Source organism: Collibacillus ludicampi (assembly GCF_023705585.1).
In the GTDB taxonomy this organism is placed as follows: domain Bacteria; phylum Bacillota; class Bacilli; order Tumebacillales; family BOQE01; genus Collibacillus; species Collibacillus ludicampi.
Genome location: NZ_BOQE01000001.1, coordinates 3,695,981 through 3,713,251 on the forward strand (window position 1 = coordinate 3,695,981; position 17,271 = coordinate 3,713,251).

Genomic DNA, 17,271 nt, shown 5'->3' on the forward strand with positions numbered 1-17,271 from the left:
TTTCGAAACATCCTCATGACTCACTGGGGAGCTGAAACGACAAGGCGAGATCCAAAGCGTGATTGGTTTCATCATACGAAACGAGATCCCATTTCCCGTTTCCGTCAAAATCGGCAGTGAAAGCAGTTCGTCTTCCGCGTGCCCATGGTCCAAACACCACAGGATGCGATGAAAAGCGGAATCTGGTGTCGATTTGGTGGATTGCCCATGATCCTTCTTCCGGATGATACAAAATCATCTCGGCTTTCCCGTCGCCATTCGTATCGCCGATCATCACTTGCCTCTCCCTCTCTGCGCGGGAGAACCATAGGCATGACGGGAGCAATCGTATTTGTCCACCGTCGTTTGGATATACGAAGATCGTCTTCTCCATCGGGGAACATGCGATCACTTCATCAAATCGGTCCCCGTTGAGGTCACCCACGAACATGATAGATGCGGAGGGAATGCGCAGATGGGTAGCGATCGTCCTGAAACGCATTCCTTCCTTTTTTGCGATGATCACTTCTTCCCCATTGTTCACCCCGATGAGATCGGTTCTACCGTTTTGTTTGAAAGGTTGCAGAAAGTCAAGACCAGACGGTAATTTTCCGAACGAAACAGGCGCATGAAAATTCATCCCGTTCGAGTAAAACACACGCACTTCACCCATTTTACGGTTATAAGTCACCAAGTCTTGTTTCTTGTCATTGTTGATATCCATGAGGAACATCTTTTCGTCCGGCAAAAACGAATGTTTCAGCCATACTTGTGCAGCCTCTTGCGGGCGGTTCCTTGGCCATTGATAGACTCCAGGAATAACCAAGACACCGTTTTTTGCACAAACGACGACATCAGCATGTCCCACACCGCGCACATCGCCAAAAAGAAGAGCAGACGCTTTTGTACCAACAGGAAGATCAATACGGTGTGCCGGAGAGAAAGGAACGACTCGATCGAGTGATACCCATTGAAACCCACGCGTACGAAACCCACTGACCAGCCGATGTAAAGGGGAGTCCTCCCCTTTATACATGTAGACAGGGATCCCCTCCCGTTTCTCCGGATTCCCTTGCGTATCCTTTACTTCGTGCAAATACGGGAATTCGAGGAATGGATGAAAAAACATCGAAGCCAGGCCTTCAAGCGTTGGTAGTTTATCGATCACCTTTTCTACCGTGTTCTCCTCGTTTATGTAGTCGAGAGGTGTGGGAATAAAAACGGAACCGAGCGTTTTTCGCCCATAATGATTTTCCCCCTCGTCAAAGAAGACTCCTTTTTGAGCGCGCGCTTCCACATCCGCTTGATAGATCACACCGATTAACGATTGAAAAACCTTCTCCTGTTCCCGCAGGTGGTGATAGTGAGGGGATTCCCAGAAACCTGGGCGTAAACCCGCTCTTTTAAAGGCAGCCAGGCTCTTGGTGAAACGTTCCCAAGCAAATGCAGGAGTGTCTGTTTCCGGGGCGTTCTTCACATTGAATTCGAAGCCGATTCCGCTGTCTTGGTTATTGTCTTCACTTCGAGTCTCGCCGTATTGGTGTGTATACCCGTGCATCCCGAGTACAGCTCCACAGCGTTCCGCATCTTTTAATAGATGAATATATTTCACCATGTAATCATCCGGCTGGGAATCATCAATTCCTTTATTGTACCAAGTCCCGTCAGGCTGTATGTTTTTCCATCTCGGGATCACCGCGACTTGAAAAGGAACATTCTCTTCCTTGAGATAGGTGAAAATCGCACGCAACTTCCCTAGATCCTCGAGCGTACGGTATGACCCGCCCGGTCCCACATCTTCCAAGCGAATGAGAGCATAACGCTTTTCGTTCACCGGTTGGGATTTCATAACGTCTATTTGCTGACATGGCAATTCATGTCGCGAAGGTTGAAAACCGACACGAATGTGGTTGGTGATATGAAGAGTGGGAATCTGGAAAGCGTAGAGCAGGAAAGGGGTTGGATAGCAACATTCCCTAATAGGTATCCATTGAGTGGCATATGGAGGAAAAACAGGCGGAACGCAGGTATACAAACCCCATGGCAACAAGAAACATGTTCTGTCATACAAGGCAAGTTCCCTCCCTGTTCACATGTGCACTATAGATTATGCCGCGAACGAAAAAGAGACACTCGCCCCCTGAGAAAAACAAACCACGGCATGGAGCCGTGGTTTTGTCCGTTTGATCATTTGATTAGGATACAACCGTTTCTTCTTGTGCCAATTGACGAAGGACTTTTTGCAAGATGCCTCCGTTGCGGTAGTAGTCGATATCAACGACGCTGTCGAGACGGACGATGACATCGAATTCGAACGTGGACCCGTCTTCGCGGGTTGCACGTACTTTAACGGTTTGACCCGGTTGTAAATCATCAGAAAGACCAAGGATATCAAATGTTTCGTGACCCGTGATACCAAGGGATTTCCAGCTTTGGCCTTCGACGAATTGAAGTGGCAATACACCCCTACCTACGAGGTTGCTGCGGTGGATGCGCTCAAAGCTTTCCGCGATGACCGCCTTAACCCCTAAAAGATATGTTCCTTTTGCCGCCCAGTCACGCGAGCTTCCCGTACCGTATTCTTTACCTGCGATGACAACCAGCGGGATATTTTGTTCTTGATACTTCATCGAAGCATCATAGATCGTCATCACTTTACCGGTCGGGAAGTATGTGGTGAATCCACCCTCCGTGCCCGGTGCCACCTGGTTACGAATGCGGATGTTCGCAAATGTCCCGCGCATCATCACCTCATGGTTACCGCGACGAGATCCGTAGGAGTTGAAATCTTTCGGTTCGACTCCGCGGCTTTGGAGGTAGAGTCCGGCAGGCGTATCTGGCTTGAAGGAACCTGCAGGAGAGATATGGTCTGTCGTTACCGAATCCCCAAGAAGAGCCAGTGTTTTTGCACCCTTGATTTCCGAAAGGGAGCCTACTTCTTCAGACAGGTTGGTAAAGAACGGCGGCTCTTGAATATAAGTCGAATTCTCATCCCACTGATAGAGCGTTCCCGTCGGCACGTCGATTTGGTTCCACATTTCGTTGCCTGTGAATACGTTCGCGTAACGTTTGCGGAACAATTCCGGATCCAATGCCGCATTCATCGCTTCCTTCACTTCTTGTGCAGTCGGGAAGATATCTTTCAGGTACACAGGCTCATTGTTATGTCCATAACCGATCGGTTCGTTGGCCATGTCGATATCGACTGTACCCGCCAGCGCATAAGCGACGACAAGCGGCGGTGAAGCCAGGTAGTTCGCTTTCACTTGCGGATGAACGCGTCCTTCGAAGTTCCGGTTACCGGAAAGTACAGCCGCAACAGTGAGATCATTCTCCGCGATCGCTTTGCTTACCTCTTCAGGCAGCGGGCCGGAGTTCCCGATACATGTGGTACAACCGTAACCGGTCACATGGAAACCGAGAGCTTCAAGCGCATCCATCAGCCCTGCTTTGATGAGGTAATCGGTGACGACGCGGGATCCGGGTGCCAGGCTGCTCTTCACATAAGCGGGTTTTTTCAAACCTTTTTCGACAGCCTTTTTCGCGAGCAATCCGGCACTGATGAGAACACTCGGGTTTGATGTGTTCGTACAGCTTGTGATCGCCGCAATGACAACAGAACCATTGCGCAGTTTCGTTGTTTCACCATTCGGATGGTTGACGACAACTTCTTTCTTCATGTCGTCTTCCGTGAGTCCAAATCCGCCTTTTTCAACCGGTGTCCGAACAATCTCATTGAAGCTTTGCTTCATGTTCGTCAATTCGATGCGGTCTTGCGGACGTTTCGGACCTGCGAGAGAAGGAACGACGGTGGAGAGATCCAGTTCAACAATATCGGAGTATACCGGTTGTTCCATGTCATCCGTACGGAACAAGCCTTGCGCTTTATAATAGGCTTCCACCAACGCGATTTGCTCATCGCTGCGGCCGGTTAAACGCAGATAATTAAGCGTTTCCTCGTCAACCGGGAAGAAGCCCATGGTCGCACCGTATTCAGGAGCCATATTGGCAACAGTAGCGCGATCGGCCAAGCTCATAGCGCTTACCCCAGGCCCGAAGAATTCGACGAACTTGCCGACAACGCCTTTTTTGCGCAGAATATTCGTTACCGTCAATGCCAAATCGGTCGCTGTAGCACCTTCGGGGAGAGTACCGATCAATTTGAAGCCGACAACCTCTGGAGTTACGAAGTAAAGGGGTTGACCCAACATTCCCGCTTCCGCTTCGATACCGCCGACACCCCAGCCGAGGATACCGAGACCGTTGATCATTGTCGTATGAGAGTCCGTACCTACGAGAGAATCAGGGAACACTTGCAATTCGCCGTCTACATCTTTGGTTGCAGCGACAGATGCCAGGTATTCGAGGTTCACCTGATGGACGATCCCGGTAGCCGGAGGAACCGCACGGAAATTATCGAACGCCGTTTGCGCCCAACGCAAGAAACGATAACGTTCCGCATTGCGTTCGAATTCAATTTTCATATTTTCTTCAAGCGCTTCTTTCGTGCCGAAAACATCAACCATGACGGAATGGTCGATGACGAGATCCACCGGAATGAGCGGATTGATTTTTTTCGGATCTTTGCCCATCCGTTGCATCGCTGCACGCATCGCTGCCAAGTCTGCAACAGCGGGCACGCCTGTAAAGTCCTGCAGCACGATACGCGCAGGTTTGAATGGAATTTCCTGATTCAGGTCGCGCTCTTCACTCCAGTTTGCCAGCTTTTTGATATGCTCTTCCGTAATGGCAACACCGTCAAATTGGCGAACAGCCGCTTCCAAAAGGACTTTAATGGAAAATGGAAGCTTCGAAATGGCTGCAAATTTTTCTGCAAGCGCCGGTAATGAATAATACACGTAAGTTTTGTCGCCAACGCGAAGTTCACGACGTACAGAATAGATATCCTTGGTCGACACGTCATTAACCTCCCTTTTTTACGAAACAGAGAAACGACCCGTCAATCGTTTCATCTGTCGGAACATTGTTTTATCGAATGATACCGTGCACACATATTATAATTCATTTCTCTACCAAATTCGATAGTCTTCGAGAAAAAAATCGAAAACCGGTACAAGCATGCTAGATTTTTGCTACACTGCCCTAAAAACTAGTGCTACCATGAAAATGTGTAGTTTGGTGGGCGTATGCTTTGCGTTCGCGCTCCGTGGAGGTCGTTTCAGCGGGTATATGCATTGCGCTTATGCTCCGTGAAGGTCGTCTCGCATGGAATCATAATCAAGTGTTGCGAGACGACCTCCAAAGTCGCTGTTTCAAACAAAGCATTACGCCCACCTAAAGACACTTTTCATTATCTGATGACGCCGCTTACGGCATGGAAGGCTATCATGATAATTAGTGCTTGGGTGGATGTATCGCTTTGCGCTTGGGTTCGATGAAGGTCGTCATTGAGGCATATGCTTTGCGCTCATGCTCCGTGGAGGTCGTCTTGCATGGAATCATAAACAAATGTTGCAAGACGACCTCCAAGGTCGCTATTACGCGCAAAGCATATGCCTCTCACCGGTATAAAGGAAGCGGAACGACCTTCAACTCACCTCTGCGCTGCAAAGCGATATCATCCACCCAAAAGTCACTCCGTTGCATTTGGCAGCTATAATTCTCTCTTCTCTCACAAGACACTTTCATCCTCTGATGGCGCAGCCCATTCAGAATGGATTACTAACTATAAAATTACAAGTGGAAAAGGGGGAGCATCATGATCGATACGCACATTCATCTTGCACAATATGCACGTGAGAACATAGACCGCTTGATCGATCACTGGTGGCAACGGGGGATTCAACGTGTCGTAGCGGTTTCCACCGACCTCTCTTCTTCCTACCATACATTGGAATTGAAACTAAGGTACCCGGACTTTATTGATGCCGCGGTTGGCTTTCATCCGGAATATCCCACGCCGGCCCAAAATGAATTGGAGGAACTGATTAGACTTATCAAACAGGAACGGCAGCTGATTGCAGCCATTGGAGAGGTCGGACTTCCGCATTATTCATTGCCAACAGCGGAAGAAAACAAGCTTTCGCCTTATCTGGAGTATCTTGAGATATTTGCGAAAATTGCCTGTGAAGAAGACCTACCTATCGTCTTGCACGCGGTTCACGACAAAGCGGCCAAAGCGCTCCAAATGATGCTAGAACAAAAAGTAAGTCGAGTACACTTCCATTGGTTGAAAGCTCCCCATAAAGTGGTAAAGCAAATGATTCAAGCGGGATATTTCATCTCGGTGACTCCCGAAGTCTGTTACCGGGAACGTGATCAACAACTTGTTTGTCAAGTGCCTTTACAAAACCTCATGCTGGAAACGGATGGCCCGTGGCCATACAGCCATCTCTTTGAGGACCAATTGACTACACCCCTGTTTTTATATGATGTTGCAAGGAAGGTAGCCGATCTGAAGGGGATGTCATTTGAAACCGTATCAGAAACCTGCAATGCAAATGCTAAGAGGTTTTACGGGAATCAATAAAAACCATCCTCTTTGAAGAGCAGCTTCAAAAAGGATGGTTCCAAGCGGTTATTCCTTATCCGGGGCAGTCTCGAAGACTTGCAAAAAGAAACGAACCGCCCCGGGATTCAGCAAATCATAATACTTGCGGAAGAGCTCGTCCGCTTCTCTCCCCATCCAGAAATCCGGCAAGAGTTCTTCCGGAAGGCTTGGATCAATAAACAGAAACTTACGATATTCATGCACCAATTGGGTCTTCGCTACGAAACAATCGCTATCCGAGATTGCTTCTTTGTTTTCAATCTTCTGTTTCAGATTCTCATAGTGAGTTTGAAATTGTTTGATAAACTCCTGATATGCGGCATTGATCTCATCAAGATTCCAACACTTCTCAACCAACTGTTTCGGGCTGCTCCATCCGAGATGTTCGGACGTGAAAATTTCAACGTAATCATTGACTTCATACGATTCGGTGATCTCTTTCACCCGATCCGCCAAGTCATTCGGACTGATCCAAGTACTGTTTGCCAGCATGCCAAATCCCATCCAGGCCAACTCTTTTCGCAACTGATCCCTCAATGCTCTTTTTGTTTCCGGGATATTATAGCTGATGATGCACCACTTCCCGTTCCATGCATTCGGGTGCTGTTTATAAATCCGTTGTGCCGCTTCATTCAAACGCTTTTTTCCTCGCTCCGTCAAGGAATAATACGAGCGGTTGCCAATTTTACGCGAAACCAGCCATCCTTGACGTACCATCCTGGATATCGCAACACGCACGGCTTGTTCCGACAATCCGAACTCTCCGATCAGGCGTGTTAGACTTCCCACCCAAATTTCTCCACCATAATGGCGTACATATTCCCCATAAATTGTGAAAAGCATCGATTGAGGTTTCATGCAGTTTCTCCCCGTATGTCAATGTCAAAAGACATATAACGTTTTTTTTACGCATTAATAGTTTAAGTTTATATTTTTAGCATCATTCGGTCAATACAACTACAATTACAATACGTTTTGCGCGAACTTGACAAACAGCAAAATTCTACATGTATAGAGTGAAAAGAGGAATTTGCCTTTGTACTCCGAAATAATTAAAAAGATAAAAAAATCTATCAAAAATCAGATTGACGCACGGAAACGGTACCATAATCGTTTCTTGCGTAGTGTTGAGTTAAGGAGAGGATTCGATGAGCATCGTACGTGTGACCGACAAAGGTGTATTTGGCGAAGGGGAGCTAACATTTGGAGGCAGTTTTGTGCCGGAGCCTCTGCAAAAGGCTTTAGACCGCGTGGAGGAAGCATTTCTGCGTTACAAAGACGACCCAGAATTTGAAAAGGAGTTTACGTATTATTTGCGGGAATACGTGGGTCGGCCGAATCCCCTTTATTTTGCAGAACGCTTAACAAACCATCTGGGTGGAGCAAAGATTTATCTCAAACGGGAAGATCTGAACCATACAGGTGCCCATAAAATCAACAATACGATTGGGCAAGTACTTCTCGCCAAACGCATGGGAGCAAAGCGCATCATCGCAGAAACGGGTGCCGGTCAACATGGTGTGGCTACGGCTACCGTATGCGCTTTATTTGGTATTCCCTGCACAATCTATATGGGCGAAGTCGACACTAAGCGCCAGGCACTGAATGTCTTCCGTATGGAAATGCTTGGAGCTACCGTTGTGGCTGCCAAATCCGGAAACCGTACGTTAAAGGAAGCGGTCGATGAAGCATTGCAAGATTTCGCGGAAAATCATGAAGATACTTTTTATTTACTCGGTTCTGCTGTCGGCCCACATCCGTATCCGTTAATGGTACGCCACTTCCAGTCAGTGATCGGACGTGAAGCTCGCGAACAAATCCTCGAAAAGGAAGGACGACTGCCGGATGTGATCGTCGCCTGTGTGGGCGGAGGTTCGAATGCAATCGGTTTGTTCTATCCTTTTGTTGACGATCCGAATGTTCGAATCATTGGCGTCGAACCTGCCGGCAAAGGACTTGAAACGGGCATTCATGCAGCTCCTCTGAATGTCGGCAAACCGGACATCATTCACGGATTTAAATGTTACGTCATGGATGATGCAGACCAATGCCATTCAATCGCCGCCGGACTGGATTACCCTGGCGTAGGTCCCGAGCATAGCTACTATAAAGCGATCGGTCGCGCCGAGTATATTGCGGTAACCGATGATGAAGCATTGCAAGCGTTTTTGCAACTGTCCAAAACGGAGGGGATCATCCCCGCGCTGGAAAGCGCCCATGCAGTCGCTTATGCCACGAAATTAGCTCCGGTTTTAGGAGAAGGCAAGGTCATCATCGTCAACCTGTCAGGCCGCGGAGACAAGGATGTCGCCCAAGTGTACGAAATGTTGAGAAGTGAACCGTAAAGGAAGAAGGATTGATTCTGGATGCAAGTCATCGAACTCAAAAATGTCACATGGAAACGGGAAAACAAAACCATTCTCAATCAGATCAATTGGCTCGTGAAATCAAATGAACATTGGGCGATCGTCGGATTGAACGGCTCCGGAAAAACATCCCTGCTTAAAATCATCACCGGATATCAATGGCCGACCACGGGGACCGTTCGCGTCCTCGGACAGACATACGGATCTTGTGAAATCCAAGAAATCAGAAAATCAATTGGTTGGGTCAGTTCCGCACTCCGTGAAGAGATTCATCCCGGAGAACGGGTCGTGGATGTGGTCATCAGCGGAAAGTACGCTTCCATCGGGTTATGGTATCGCGTGGATCCGTCGGAACATCTTCGTGCCCTAGAAATCTTGGATCGGGTAGATTGCCTACACCTCGCGGAGGAGAGATACGGTACTCTATCACAGGGGGAAAAGCAAAAAGTGCTGCTCGCTCGTGCATTAATAACTTCCCCCAAGCTCCTCATTCTCGATGAACCTTGTTTCGGAATGGATGTCCGCACACGCGAACAGGTTTTGCACTCGCTACAAGAGATGGGGAACCATGAAGATGCGCCCACATTGATACTCGTTACACACCATATCGAGGAAATCCTTCCTATTTTTACACATGTGCTCTTATTATCGGATGGAAAGGTCGCACAAAGCGGTTCCAAACAGGAAGTACTCACGAGCGAAAACCTTGGAGCCATTTTCGATTTGGATGTAACGATCGAGTGGTTAGATGGACGTCCGTGGTTACGAACGCACGCTCATCGTTTTAAAAAAACACTCATTTAAAAAAGCGGGGGCTAAAGCCCCGCTTTTTACATAGAATTCCATTCCTATAATGAAACTCGTGCTGGGTGATTGAAGATGAGTACTTAGGTGGATGTATCGCTTTGCGCTTGGGTTCGATGAAGGTCGTTCCGCCAAGATTCAGAACAGAAGTTGCGGAACGACCTCCAACTCACCTCTGCGCTGCAAAGCGATACCATCCACCCAAAAATCACTTCGTGTCTGGTGACTGCCTTGAACTTCTCTTACAGGCAAGACACTTTTCATCTCTGATGGCGCCGCCGCTTACGGTATGAGGCAGCTTTGGAAGCGTTTCATGAAAGTACATCCTCACTCGCAAGAGGAAGTTTTTTGTACATATGTATGGACTGTACGTCACAAGCCGTAGTAAATCAGTAGTTGTGCACGCGTGACCGATTCCGTCCCATTATAGTAAGTGTGGGGTTTATCCGCCAAAAAACGGATCGCGCTTTCCTGACGAATCGTATAAGTTTTTTGCTCGTAGATGATATCTAATGCACCTTGTGATACGTGCACATACTCTTCAACCCCGGCACCGTGTGCTTCCGATTCGTGACGACACCCTGGCTCAAGTTCGAGAGTATACATTTCAAACCGTTTCTTCTGATCAAAGGGAAACATCGGATACACGCGAAATTTTCCATCCTCTTCAAGAAGTGGACGAATATTTGCAAGGGATATGACAGAAACAGCAGGACTCTCTTCTTCGATCAAGGAAGAAAAGGATATATTCAGTCCACTGGCTATCTTCCACAATGTCGTGACCGTTGGACTCGTTGCCCCTCGCTCGATCTGTCCCAACATTCCTTTGCTAACCCCAGTGAGTTCAGCTACTTTGTCAAGAGTATATCCCCGGTTTTTGCGTATACGATGCAGGTTTTTCCCGATCTTGATATGAATGTGCTCCAAAGCGCCCCCATCCTCCCCCTCTTGTTTAATATAACGTACCTAAAGTATAATATATTATACTTTATGCGGGAGGGTACGTCTATGCAAGCGGAAACAAAAGAAACGATCGATCTACAAGGGAGAAACATACGATTTTACCATCGGCAACAGTTTTTCCAAGGCGTGAAAACAGGGATGCCGATCGCCGTCGGTTATATACCTATCGCAATTACATTCGGTCTCGTTGCGAAATCTGCAGGAGTCCCCACGTATGCGACCATGATGATGTCATTTCTCATCTATGCCGGGGCAAGCCAATTTGTTGGCGTACAATTACTCTCACTTGGCGCCACACCTTGGGAAATCCTTTTGACTACTTTTATTCTGAATTTACGACATTTTCTCATGACTGCATCGATTTCTCAAAGGATATATAAAGGGACTTCAAAAAACTGGATGGCACTTTTAGCATTTGGGATCACCGATGAAACATTCACCGTCGCCTCTTTGCAGAAGGAACAACGTTTACATCCTGTATTTCTATTGGGTCTCAACCTGACAGCTTTTAGCGCATGGAATCTTGGTACTTGGACGGGATTGTTCGTTGCTGCTGGCCTACCCGAGTCGATTCAATCCAGTATGGGAATCGCTTTGTATGCCATGTTTATTGGCTTATTAATCCCTTCATTGCGAAAATCACTGCCCATCTTCGTGGTCACTCTCTGTGCCATGACAATGCAAACGATCCTTCATTGGGTACCACTCTTCTCCGGTATCTCTGGCGGATGGGAGATCATCATTTCAACGATTATCTCCGCTATCATCGGTTCCCTACTATTTCCAAAAGGGGTAGATGAGTCATGAAACATCTTTGGTTACTCGTGATTGGAATGGGACTCGTAACATATTTGCCTCGCATGCTTCCTATGGTTTTATTACAGCATGTACGATTCCCTCCTTTTCTAAACCGATTTTTTCAATTGATTCCTTTCGCAGCATTGGGTGCACTCATTTTTCCCGGAATACTCAGTTCGACAGGAAGCATAGCATCGTCGATTGCTGGCGGTGTCCTTTCGGTCGTATTGGCGTTTTTCCGGGCAAATGTTATGGCAGTTGTACTTGTGGGCATCATGGGGGCATTCTTCTGGAAAATGGTCATCGGGTAAGTTGCGCAACCTAAGTAACAGAAAAGCGGCCACCTGCCAGGTGAGCCGCCTGCTTCGTAGGAGTCCATGGATGAAAACGTGACTACTCCTACCCCCACGTCATTGAATCATTGAAAACCAATCCGCACACGCAACTGTGAATTTCATGAAATCACATCACTCGCTTCGCCCCAATATAACGAGGTCCCCAGTATTGGTTGCTAAAACTATCGATTTTCACACCGCTGGAACTCGTTGCAGAGATAAATTGGTTATCACCTATGTAAATCCCTACGTGTGAAGGACCCGGTTCATATGTAGAGAAGAATACCAGATCGCCAGGCTTTAAATCGGAAACCGTTGTTCCCGTGTTATACATCTCTTGGGAAGTACGCGGCAAATCGACACCTCGTTGTGCATATACATATTTTACGAAACCGGAACAGTCAAATCCGGATGGGCTCATACCCGCATATTGATAGGGGGTACCCAGGTATTTTTTAGCGATTTCAACAACATTCGCTTTCTGGATAGAATTTGTATCCAGGCCTCTTGCTTTCAGTTCCTTTTCGATATATGTCCCGGTTGTTTTCCCGACCATCCCGTTGACTTGAATACCATGATCCCTTTGAAACGCTTTGACCGCCTCTTCTGTAACTTCGCCATAGTATCCTGTATTTGTTGGATATGTAAAATAGTTTAACAAGCGTAAGTCTTGTTGTAATTCGATGACCTTCTCTCCCTGGGAACCTTTCTTCAGCAGGACGTTCCAGTCAGTTTCCGCAGCCATGGCTGTCGATGCGGTGAGAAAAGATACTCCAATCGTACCTGCGAATAGTAGAGCTCTGACACCTTTCTTCACTTCCATTCCTCCTGTGCCTCCGAGGTTAGTTGTCGGGTTCGGGTAGAGGTCCCCTACGCATGCAAGCGATTCACCCCAATAAATCGTCCCCCGTACTGACCGTCTGTCAGATTCGGCAAATTTTCTATCTGGTTTGAAATCACATTTCTCTGCTCTACTAAAATTCGCGAAAAAATGCCAAATTCCTTCTTTTCTCGCCACTTTTTTTCAAATGAAACAAAAAAAGCTCCCTTTTGCCAGGAGCCTTATGTCTATCGCTGTTGAACACTGTCGTTTACCGCTTTTCTCATTTTATTCTTGAGACGGTTATGCCGATGAAACAGTTCTTTCAATTCGTGATCGATGTACAGAGAACGAACGAGCGAGCGTTTTTCTTGCAGCAATGCGATCGTTTCTTCTGTGAATCGCAAGGCGCGCTGATAGTCGCGCATCTTGTGCTCATAATACTTGGCCAGTTCTATCCGCGGTGCGGTTTGCCACATTCCATGTCCATCCAACAACTCATGCCAGAGCAAGACCGCTTTTTCATATTGACCGAGCCGTTTATAAAAAAGGGAAAGCTTCCACATGGCTTCCCTCGCATATTCATTCGTCTCATCCATCTCGGCGATTTTCACCAGACAAGCCTCACTCGTCTTACCTTGCAGCCATTCATCGTACCAGCGTGCTAAACCGAACAATTCCTCAGGATGTGTCGCCATATGTAACGGATGTTCCACCATCATTCCGATATGTGCAGATAACGTTACAAGTGTCAGAATGTCATGGACATTATGTGTAAATACCCCTACAAGAGGACGGGCATCTCCGTCCGACAAGTACGCGAAAAATATCTCGGGTGCCTTCTTACCCGGAATGTCATCGTTGCGTGAAAATCCTAGGACTTCCTGTTCTATAGTCGTCAATTTACAGTTACCAAGAATCTTTTTCCACAACCGCCTGGAAGGAGGAAGGAGATCCAGATGAATCACAGACGGTACTTGCAGACGTGCCATCGAAAATCTAGTTTCTAGTAATTTCCAATCAAATCCCTTTCCGTTAAAGGAAACGATGACCCGAAACCTTTTCAGCAGTTCGGCTAGTGACCAGAGAAGCGCTCGCTCTTCCGTATAGGAACGCAAAAAATACTGACGAATGACGAATTCATCTTCTTCATAAAAGCCGATTCCGAACAGAAAAATGAAAGTTCCTGCACCCGATCCAAGTCCTGTTGTCTCTGTATCAAAAAAGCAAACCTCATCCCACTCATGCGGCCCGTCCTTCACCTTGCACACTTTATAGAAAACATCTAAGGGCAGGTGGAGCGTGCGGGCTAACGGGTAATGTCCATGAGCTGTCAGTACGTCGAAGCGAACATCGCGGTAATAACAAGGGCCATACGGCGTCATCTCCTCGCATCCCGGAAGCACAGACTCGAGCGCGGATTCGGGAAAAACGGATGTTTGCTCTTCGAATTCCTCTGCCAATGATTCGATGGCGGGCGCAGCCTCGTGATGGATCATATCCTTCTTATAACTTTTTAACCGTTCACGTAAGCTTCTCATTCCGCTTCATCCTTACTTAAAAGGAGTTGCCCTCCCTTTTGTACAGGTTTTTCAAAAGTCAATCACATGGAGTTTGAGAAAATCCAGACCATATTGCGCATAGGTTCCCTCTTCAATAAAATCATCTTGCGGCAATTTGCGCAATTGCTCCGTAAAATCATGACGAAGTTTCACCATGTCAATCCCCTGATACACCGGAGGCAGTTCACGTAAAACATCAGAACAATAGCTGTACAATTTACGAAAACCGTTCAAATATCCCTGCCTTATTTTAAACTGTGCGGTCGCCACTTGTACCATCGCTTTGTAAAAAGACTTCAAGGGTTCTTCCGTTTCCGCCTTCCATGCGAGCTCAAACAGTTCATGACACTCGTAAAAATCCTGTTCTTCATTGAATAAGCGCACGAATTCGCGCACCTGGTCATTCATACCATCACCCCCTCATGCGCAACGATTTGCAATAATTCCCGGGTGATCTCCTTTCCGCTTTCCCCTACCAACTCCTTCGGGCCCACGCAGGAAGGGCATCCCGATTCACACGGGCAGTCTTTCACCATCTCCAGCGCGGTCTGAAAGATCTGCTGCCGTAATCTATAGAACGTATCTGCAAGCCCGATTCCGCCTGGATAGGAATCATAAAGAAACACCGTTGGTGCTTTCGTATGCGGCGCTTTGACTTGCGGATGCACGTATATGTCGCCAGGCGCGCACATCAAGTATAAGGGAGCCACGCCTTTTAACAAGTTTGCCAAACCAATCAATCCGCTTTCGACCTCTTCTTTGCTCCATTCACGCTTGGGCAATTCCGTGAAGGCGATCCAGTAGGAAAGCGTATGGATCTCTGTTTCCGGCAGATGAATCTGCCCCCAGCCGAGATTCTCATGAGTATCAAACTTGATTTTTTTATAGATTGTGGGCAACGCGTTGACCATCACTTCACCGAACCCATGCCGAATGCAACCTTCCTGCTCTCCGCGAAACTCATCGAGCACCCGTAGATTGACAGCCAGTTCAGCATCCGTGTAATAGTCACAATCCACTTTGCGAACGAAAGCTTTGCCATTTTCCAAATCCAATCTTTCTACCTGATACTGTACACCTTCATGGATATAGATCGCTTTTTCATGCAGCGTGGTCAGAGCGCTAAACCGGTCTGTTTCGCCAATCACCCGGTTTTTTTCCGTCATATCGATAACTAAAACATTCTCCTGTGCGGCTGAACGCAAGGAAATTTCGTGGCTTGGCAAACTGTCGCTCATCCAATAATAACGCCCATCTTTCGCTTTGTTTAAGATGCGTTCTTCTGCCAAAAAATCCAGGATTTCTTCCGTCGTGGCCACTCCGAAAGTCTCACCCGCTTCAAAAGGCAACTCATATGCCGCGCATTTCAAATGATCCACGAGAATGATGAGATTTTCCGGATGAACCCATGCGTGCTCGGGTGTACCTTTAAAAAAATATTCCGGGTGCTGAATGATATATTGATCTAAAGGCGACGATGAAGCAACGAGAACGGTCACAGACTTGCCTTGACGACGTCCCGCCCGGCCCGCTTGCTGCCATACGCTGGCGATCGCCCCCGGGTAGCCCGTGATCACACAAGCTTCCAAACTGCCGATATCGATGCCTAACTCCAACGCATTTGTACTTACGACCCCTTTGACCTCACCATTGCGAAGCCCTCGTTCGATCTCCCGGCGTTCGTTCGGCAAATATCCTCCCCGATAGCCGCGCACCGCTTGACGAGGGATGACACCCTTCGTCGTTTCCTGCAAATAAGTGAGCAAGACCTCCACTTGCGTCCTTGATTTCGTGAATACGATCGTCTGGATATCATTTGTCAGCAATTGTGTCGCGATCTTACGTGACTCTAACAAAGAACTGCGCCTGATCCCCAACTGCCGGTTCACGACGGGAGGATTATAAAAAATAAAATGCCGTTCTCCCCGTGGAGCTCCCGAACGATCCAACAAGACAAATTCTTCATCGAAAAGCTCCTGAGCCAATTCACGCGGATTCGCGATCGTTGCCGAACAACAGATAAATTGCGGTCGTGAACCGTAAAATTTGCAGATTCGTTTCAGACGGCGTATCACGTTGGCAACATGCGAGCCGAATACTCCCCTATACATATGAATCTCATCGATCACGACAAATGCTAAGTTCTCAAACAGCTTCACCCATTTCGTATGATGCGGTAAGATTCCGGAATGCAACATATCCGGGTTTGTCACCACGATATGACCGGCTTGTCTGATCGTTTGTCTTGCCGTGACGGGGGTGTCACCATCGTACGTAAATGTTTTGATGTTTTGCTCGAGATGTTCGACCGTCTCATGCAATTCCTTCATCTGATCCTGCGAGAGCGCTTTAGTCGGAAACAAATAAAGCGAACGTGCCGACGGGTCTTGCAAGATCCGGTCAAGCACCGGCAAATTGTAACACAGTGTTTTCCCCGATGCGGTCGGGGTTACAACGACCACGTTTTCTCCCCGTTTGACCCTTGTGAACGCCTCCGCCTGATGCGAATACAACTTGCGAATCCCCTTTTTCATGAGGGAATCGATAAGGCGCCGATCCATATGTGCAGGAAAATCGGCATAAACCGCTTGCTGGCCCGGAAATACCTCCCAATGGGTAACATTCTGCATAAACGATTCGCTGCGTTTCCACTCGTCCAGTAACAAATCGATATTCAAGCTTTTTCATCCCTTCACGAGAACAGATGTTCCATGAATACTTATATTCGCTGCTTGTAATACAAAATCCTTTATAAGAAAAACGCATGGCTCCTGTGAAGGCATGCGTTCAATCGATGTGTAGTTTGGTGGGCGTATGCTTTGCGTTCACGCTCCGTGGAGGCGTCTCATAGGGTATATGCTTTGCGCTCATGCTCCGTGAAGGTCGTCTCGCATGGAACCATAATCAAATGTCGCGAGACGACCTTCAAAGTCGCTATTACGCGCAAAGCATATACCCCTTACCAGCCAGAATGGAAACGAGACGACCTCCAAAGTCGCTGTCTCACGCAAAGCATTACGCCCACCTAAAGACACTTTTCATTATCTAATGGCGCCGCTTGCGGTATGGAGGGCTACTGTGAAAATGAGTGATTGGGTGGGTGTATCGCTTTGCGCTTGGGTTCGATGAAAGT

Annotated in this window: 13 protein-coding genes and 1 riboswitch; of the genes, 5 read left to right on the forward strand and 8 right to left on the reverse strand. The window is 47.5% G+C overall.

What is annotated here, in order from left to right:
* Positions 1-13: 13 nt before the first annotated feature.
* Entirely contained in the window at positions 14-1,828 is a 1,815-nt protein-coding gene (locus DNHGIG_RS18700; RefSeq protein WP_282201024.1) for a DUF2334 domain-containing protein, read from the reverse strand.
* 346 nt (positions 1,829-2,174) lie between these two features.
* Positions 2,175-4,898: an aconitate hydratase AcnA gene (gene acnA / locus DNHGIG_RS18705; RefSeq protein WP_282201025.1), complete on the reverse strand. Its 2,724-nt coding sequence runs from the start codon at positions 4,896-4,898 to the stop codon at positions 2,175-2,177.
* 800 nt (positions 4,899-5,698) lie between these two features.
* Here acnA and DNHGIG_RS18710 point away from each other — a divergent pair.
* The gene (locus DNHGIG_RS18710) at positions 5,699-6,469 is read left to right on the forward strand and encodes a TatD family hydrolase (RefSeq protein WP_282201026.1); all 771 of its coding nucleotides are present in this window, start codon (positions 5,699-5,701) and stop codon (positions 6,467-6,469) included.
* Positions 6,470-6,517: 48 nt separating this feature from the next.
* Here DNHGIG_RS18710 and paaX read toward each other — a convergent pair whose 3' ends face one another.
* Complete coding sequence (paaX, locus tag DNHGIG_RS18715) at positions 6,518-7,348, reverse strand: phenylacetic acid degradation operon negative regulatory protein PaaX (RefSeq protein WP_282201027.1); 831 nt, start codon at positions 7,346-7,348, stop codon at positions 6,518-6,520.
* Positions 7,349-7,638: 290 nt separating this feature from the next.
* Between paaX and trpB the strand changes: the two genes are divergently transcribed.
* Together trpB and DNHGIG_RS18725 are read left to right on the forward strand one after the other, a co-directional pair.
* Positions 7,639-8,835 carry a tryptophan synthase subunit beta gene (trpB, locus tag DNHGIG_RS18720; protein ID WP_282201028.1) on the forward strand — a complete coding sequence of 399 codons (1,197 nt, stop codon included), beginning with the start codon at positions 7,639-7,641 and terminating at the stop codon, positions 8,833-8,835.
* A gap of 21 nt (positions 8,836-8,856) precedes the next feature.
* Complete coding sequence (locus tag DNHGIG_RS18725; protein WP_282201029.1) at positions 8,857-9,660, forward strand: ABC transporter ATP-binding protein; 804 nt, start codon at positions 8,857-8,859, stop codon at positions 9,658-9,660.
* 372 nt (positions 9,661-10,032) lie between these two features.
* Here the strand turns inward: DNHGIG_RS18725 and DNHGIG_RS18730 are convergent, their stop codons facing one another.
* On the reverse strand, positions 10,033-10,587 hold the full coding sequence (locus tag DNHGIG_RS18730) for a helix-turn-helix domain-containing protein (protein ID WP_282201030.1): 555 nt from the start codon (positions 10,585-10,587) through the stop codon (positions 10,033-10,035).
* An 81-nt stretch (positions 10,588-10,668) separates the two neighbouring features.
* Between DNHGIG_RS18730 and DNHGIG_RS18735 the strand changes: the two genes are divergently transcribed.
* Both DNHGIG_RS18735 and DNHGIG_RS18740 read left to right on the forward strand, forming a co-directional pair.
* A complete protein-coding gene (locus tag DNHGIG_RS18735; protein ID WP_282201031.1) occupies positions 10,669-11,430 on the forward strand; it encodes an AzlC family ABC transporter permease in 762 nt (253 codons plus the stop codon).
* On the forward strand, positions 11,427-11,732 hold the full coding sequence (locus tag DNHGIG_RS18740; RefSeq protein ID WP_282201032.1) for an AzlD domain-containing protein: 306 nt from the start codon (positions 11,427-11,429) through the stop codon (positions 11,730-11,732). The genes DNHGIG_RS18735 and DNHGIG_RS18740 overlap by 4 nt, the downstream gene beginning before the upstream one ends.
* 151 nt (positions 11,733-11,883) lie before the next feature.
* Here the strand turns inward: DNHGIG_RS18740 and DNHGIG_RS18745 are convergent, their stop codons facing one another.
* The 4 genes from DNHGIG_RS18745 to DNHGIG_RS18760 form a co-directional block, all read right to left on the reverse strand.
* Complete coding sequence (locus DNHGIG_RS18745; protein ID WP_282201033.1) at positions 11,884-12,573, reverse strand: C40 family peptidase; 690 nt, start codon at positions 12,571-12,573, stop codon at positions 11,884-11,886.
* Positions 12,572-12,701: riboswitch (cyclic di-AMP (ydaO/yuaA leader) on the reverse strand. Its footprint overlaps the gene before it by 2 nt.
* A 123-nt stretch (positions 12,702-12,824) precedes the next feature.
* Positions 12,825-14,117, reverse strand: a complete 1,293-nt coding sequence (locus tag DNHGIG_RS18750; RefSeq protein ID WP_282201034.1) for a ribonuclease H-like domain-containing protein — start codon at positions 14,115-14,117, stop codon at positions 12,825-12,827.
* A gap of 51 nt (positions 14,118-14,168) precedes the next feature.
* Positions 14,169-14,546, reverse strand: coding sequence for a DUF309 domain-containing protein (locus tag DNHGIG_RS18755; protein ID WP_282201035.1), 378 nt, complete (start codon positions 14,544-14,546; stop codon positions 14,169-14,171).
* Complete coding sequence (locus tag DNHGIG_RS18760; RefSeq protein WP_282201478.1) at positions 14,543-16,768, reverse strand: DEAD/DEAH box helicase; 2,226 nt, start codon at positions 16,766-16,768, stop codon at positions 14,543-14,545. The genes DNHGIG_RS18755 and DNHGIG_RS18760 overlap by 4 nt, the downstream gene beginning before the upstream one ends.
* Positions 16,769-17,271: the final 503 nt, after the last annotated feature.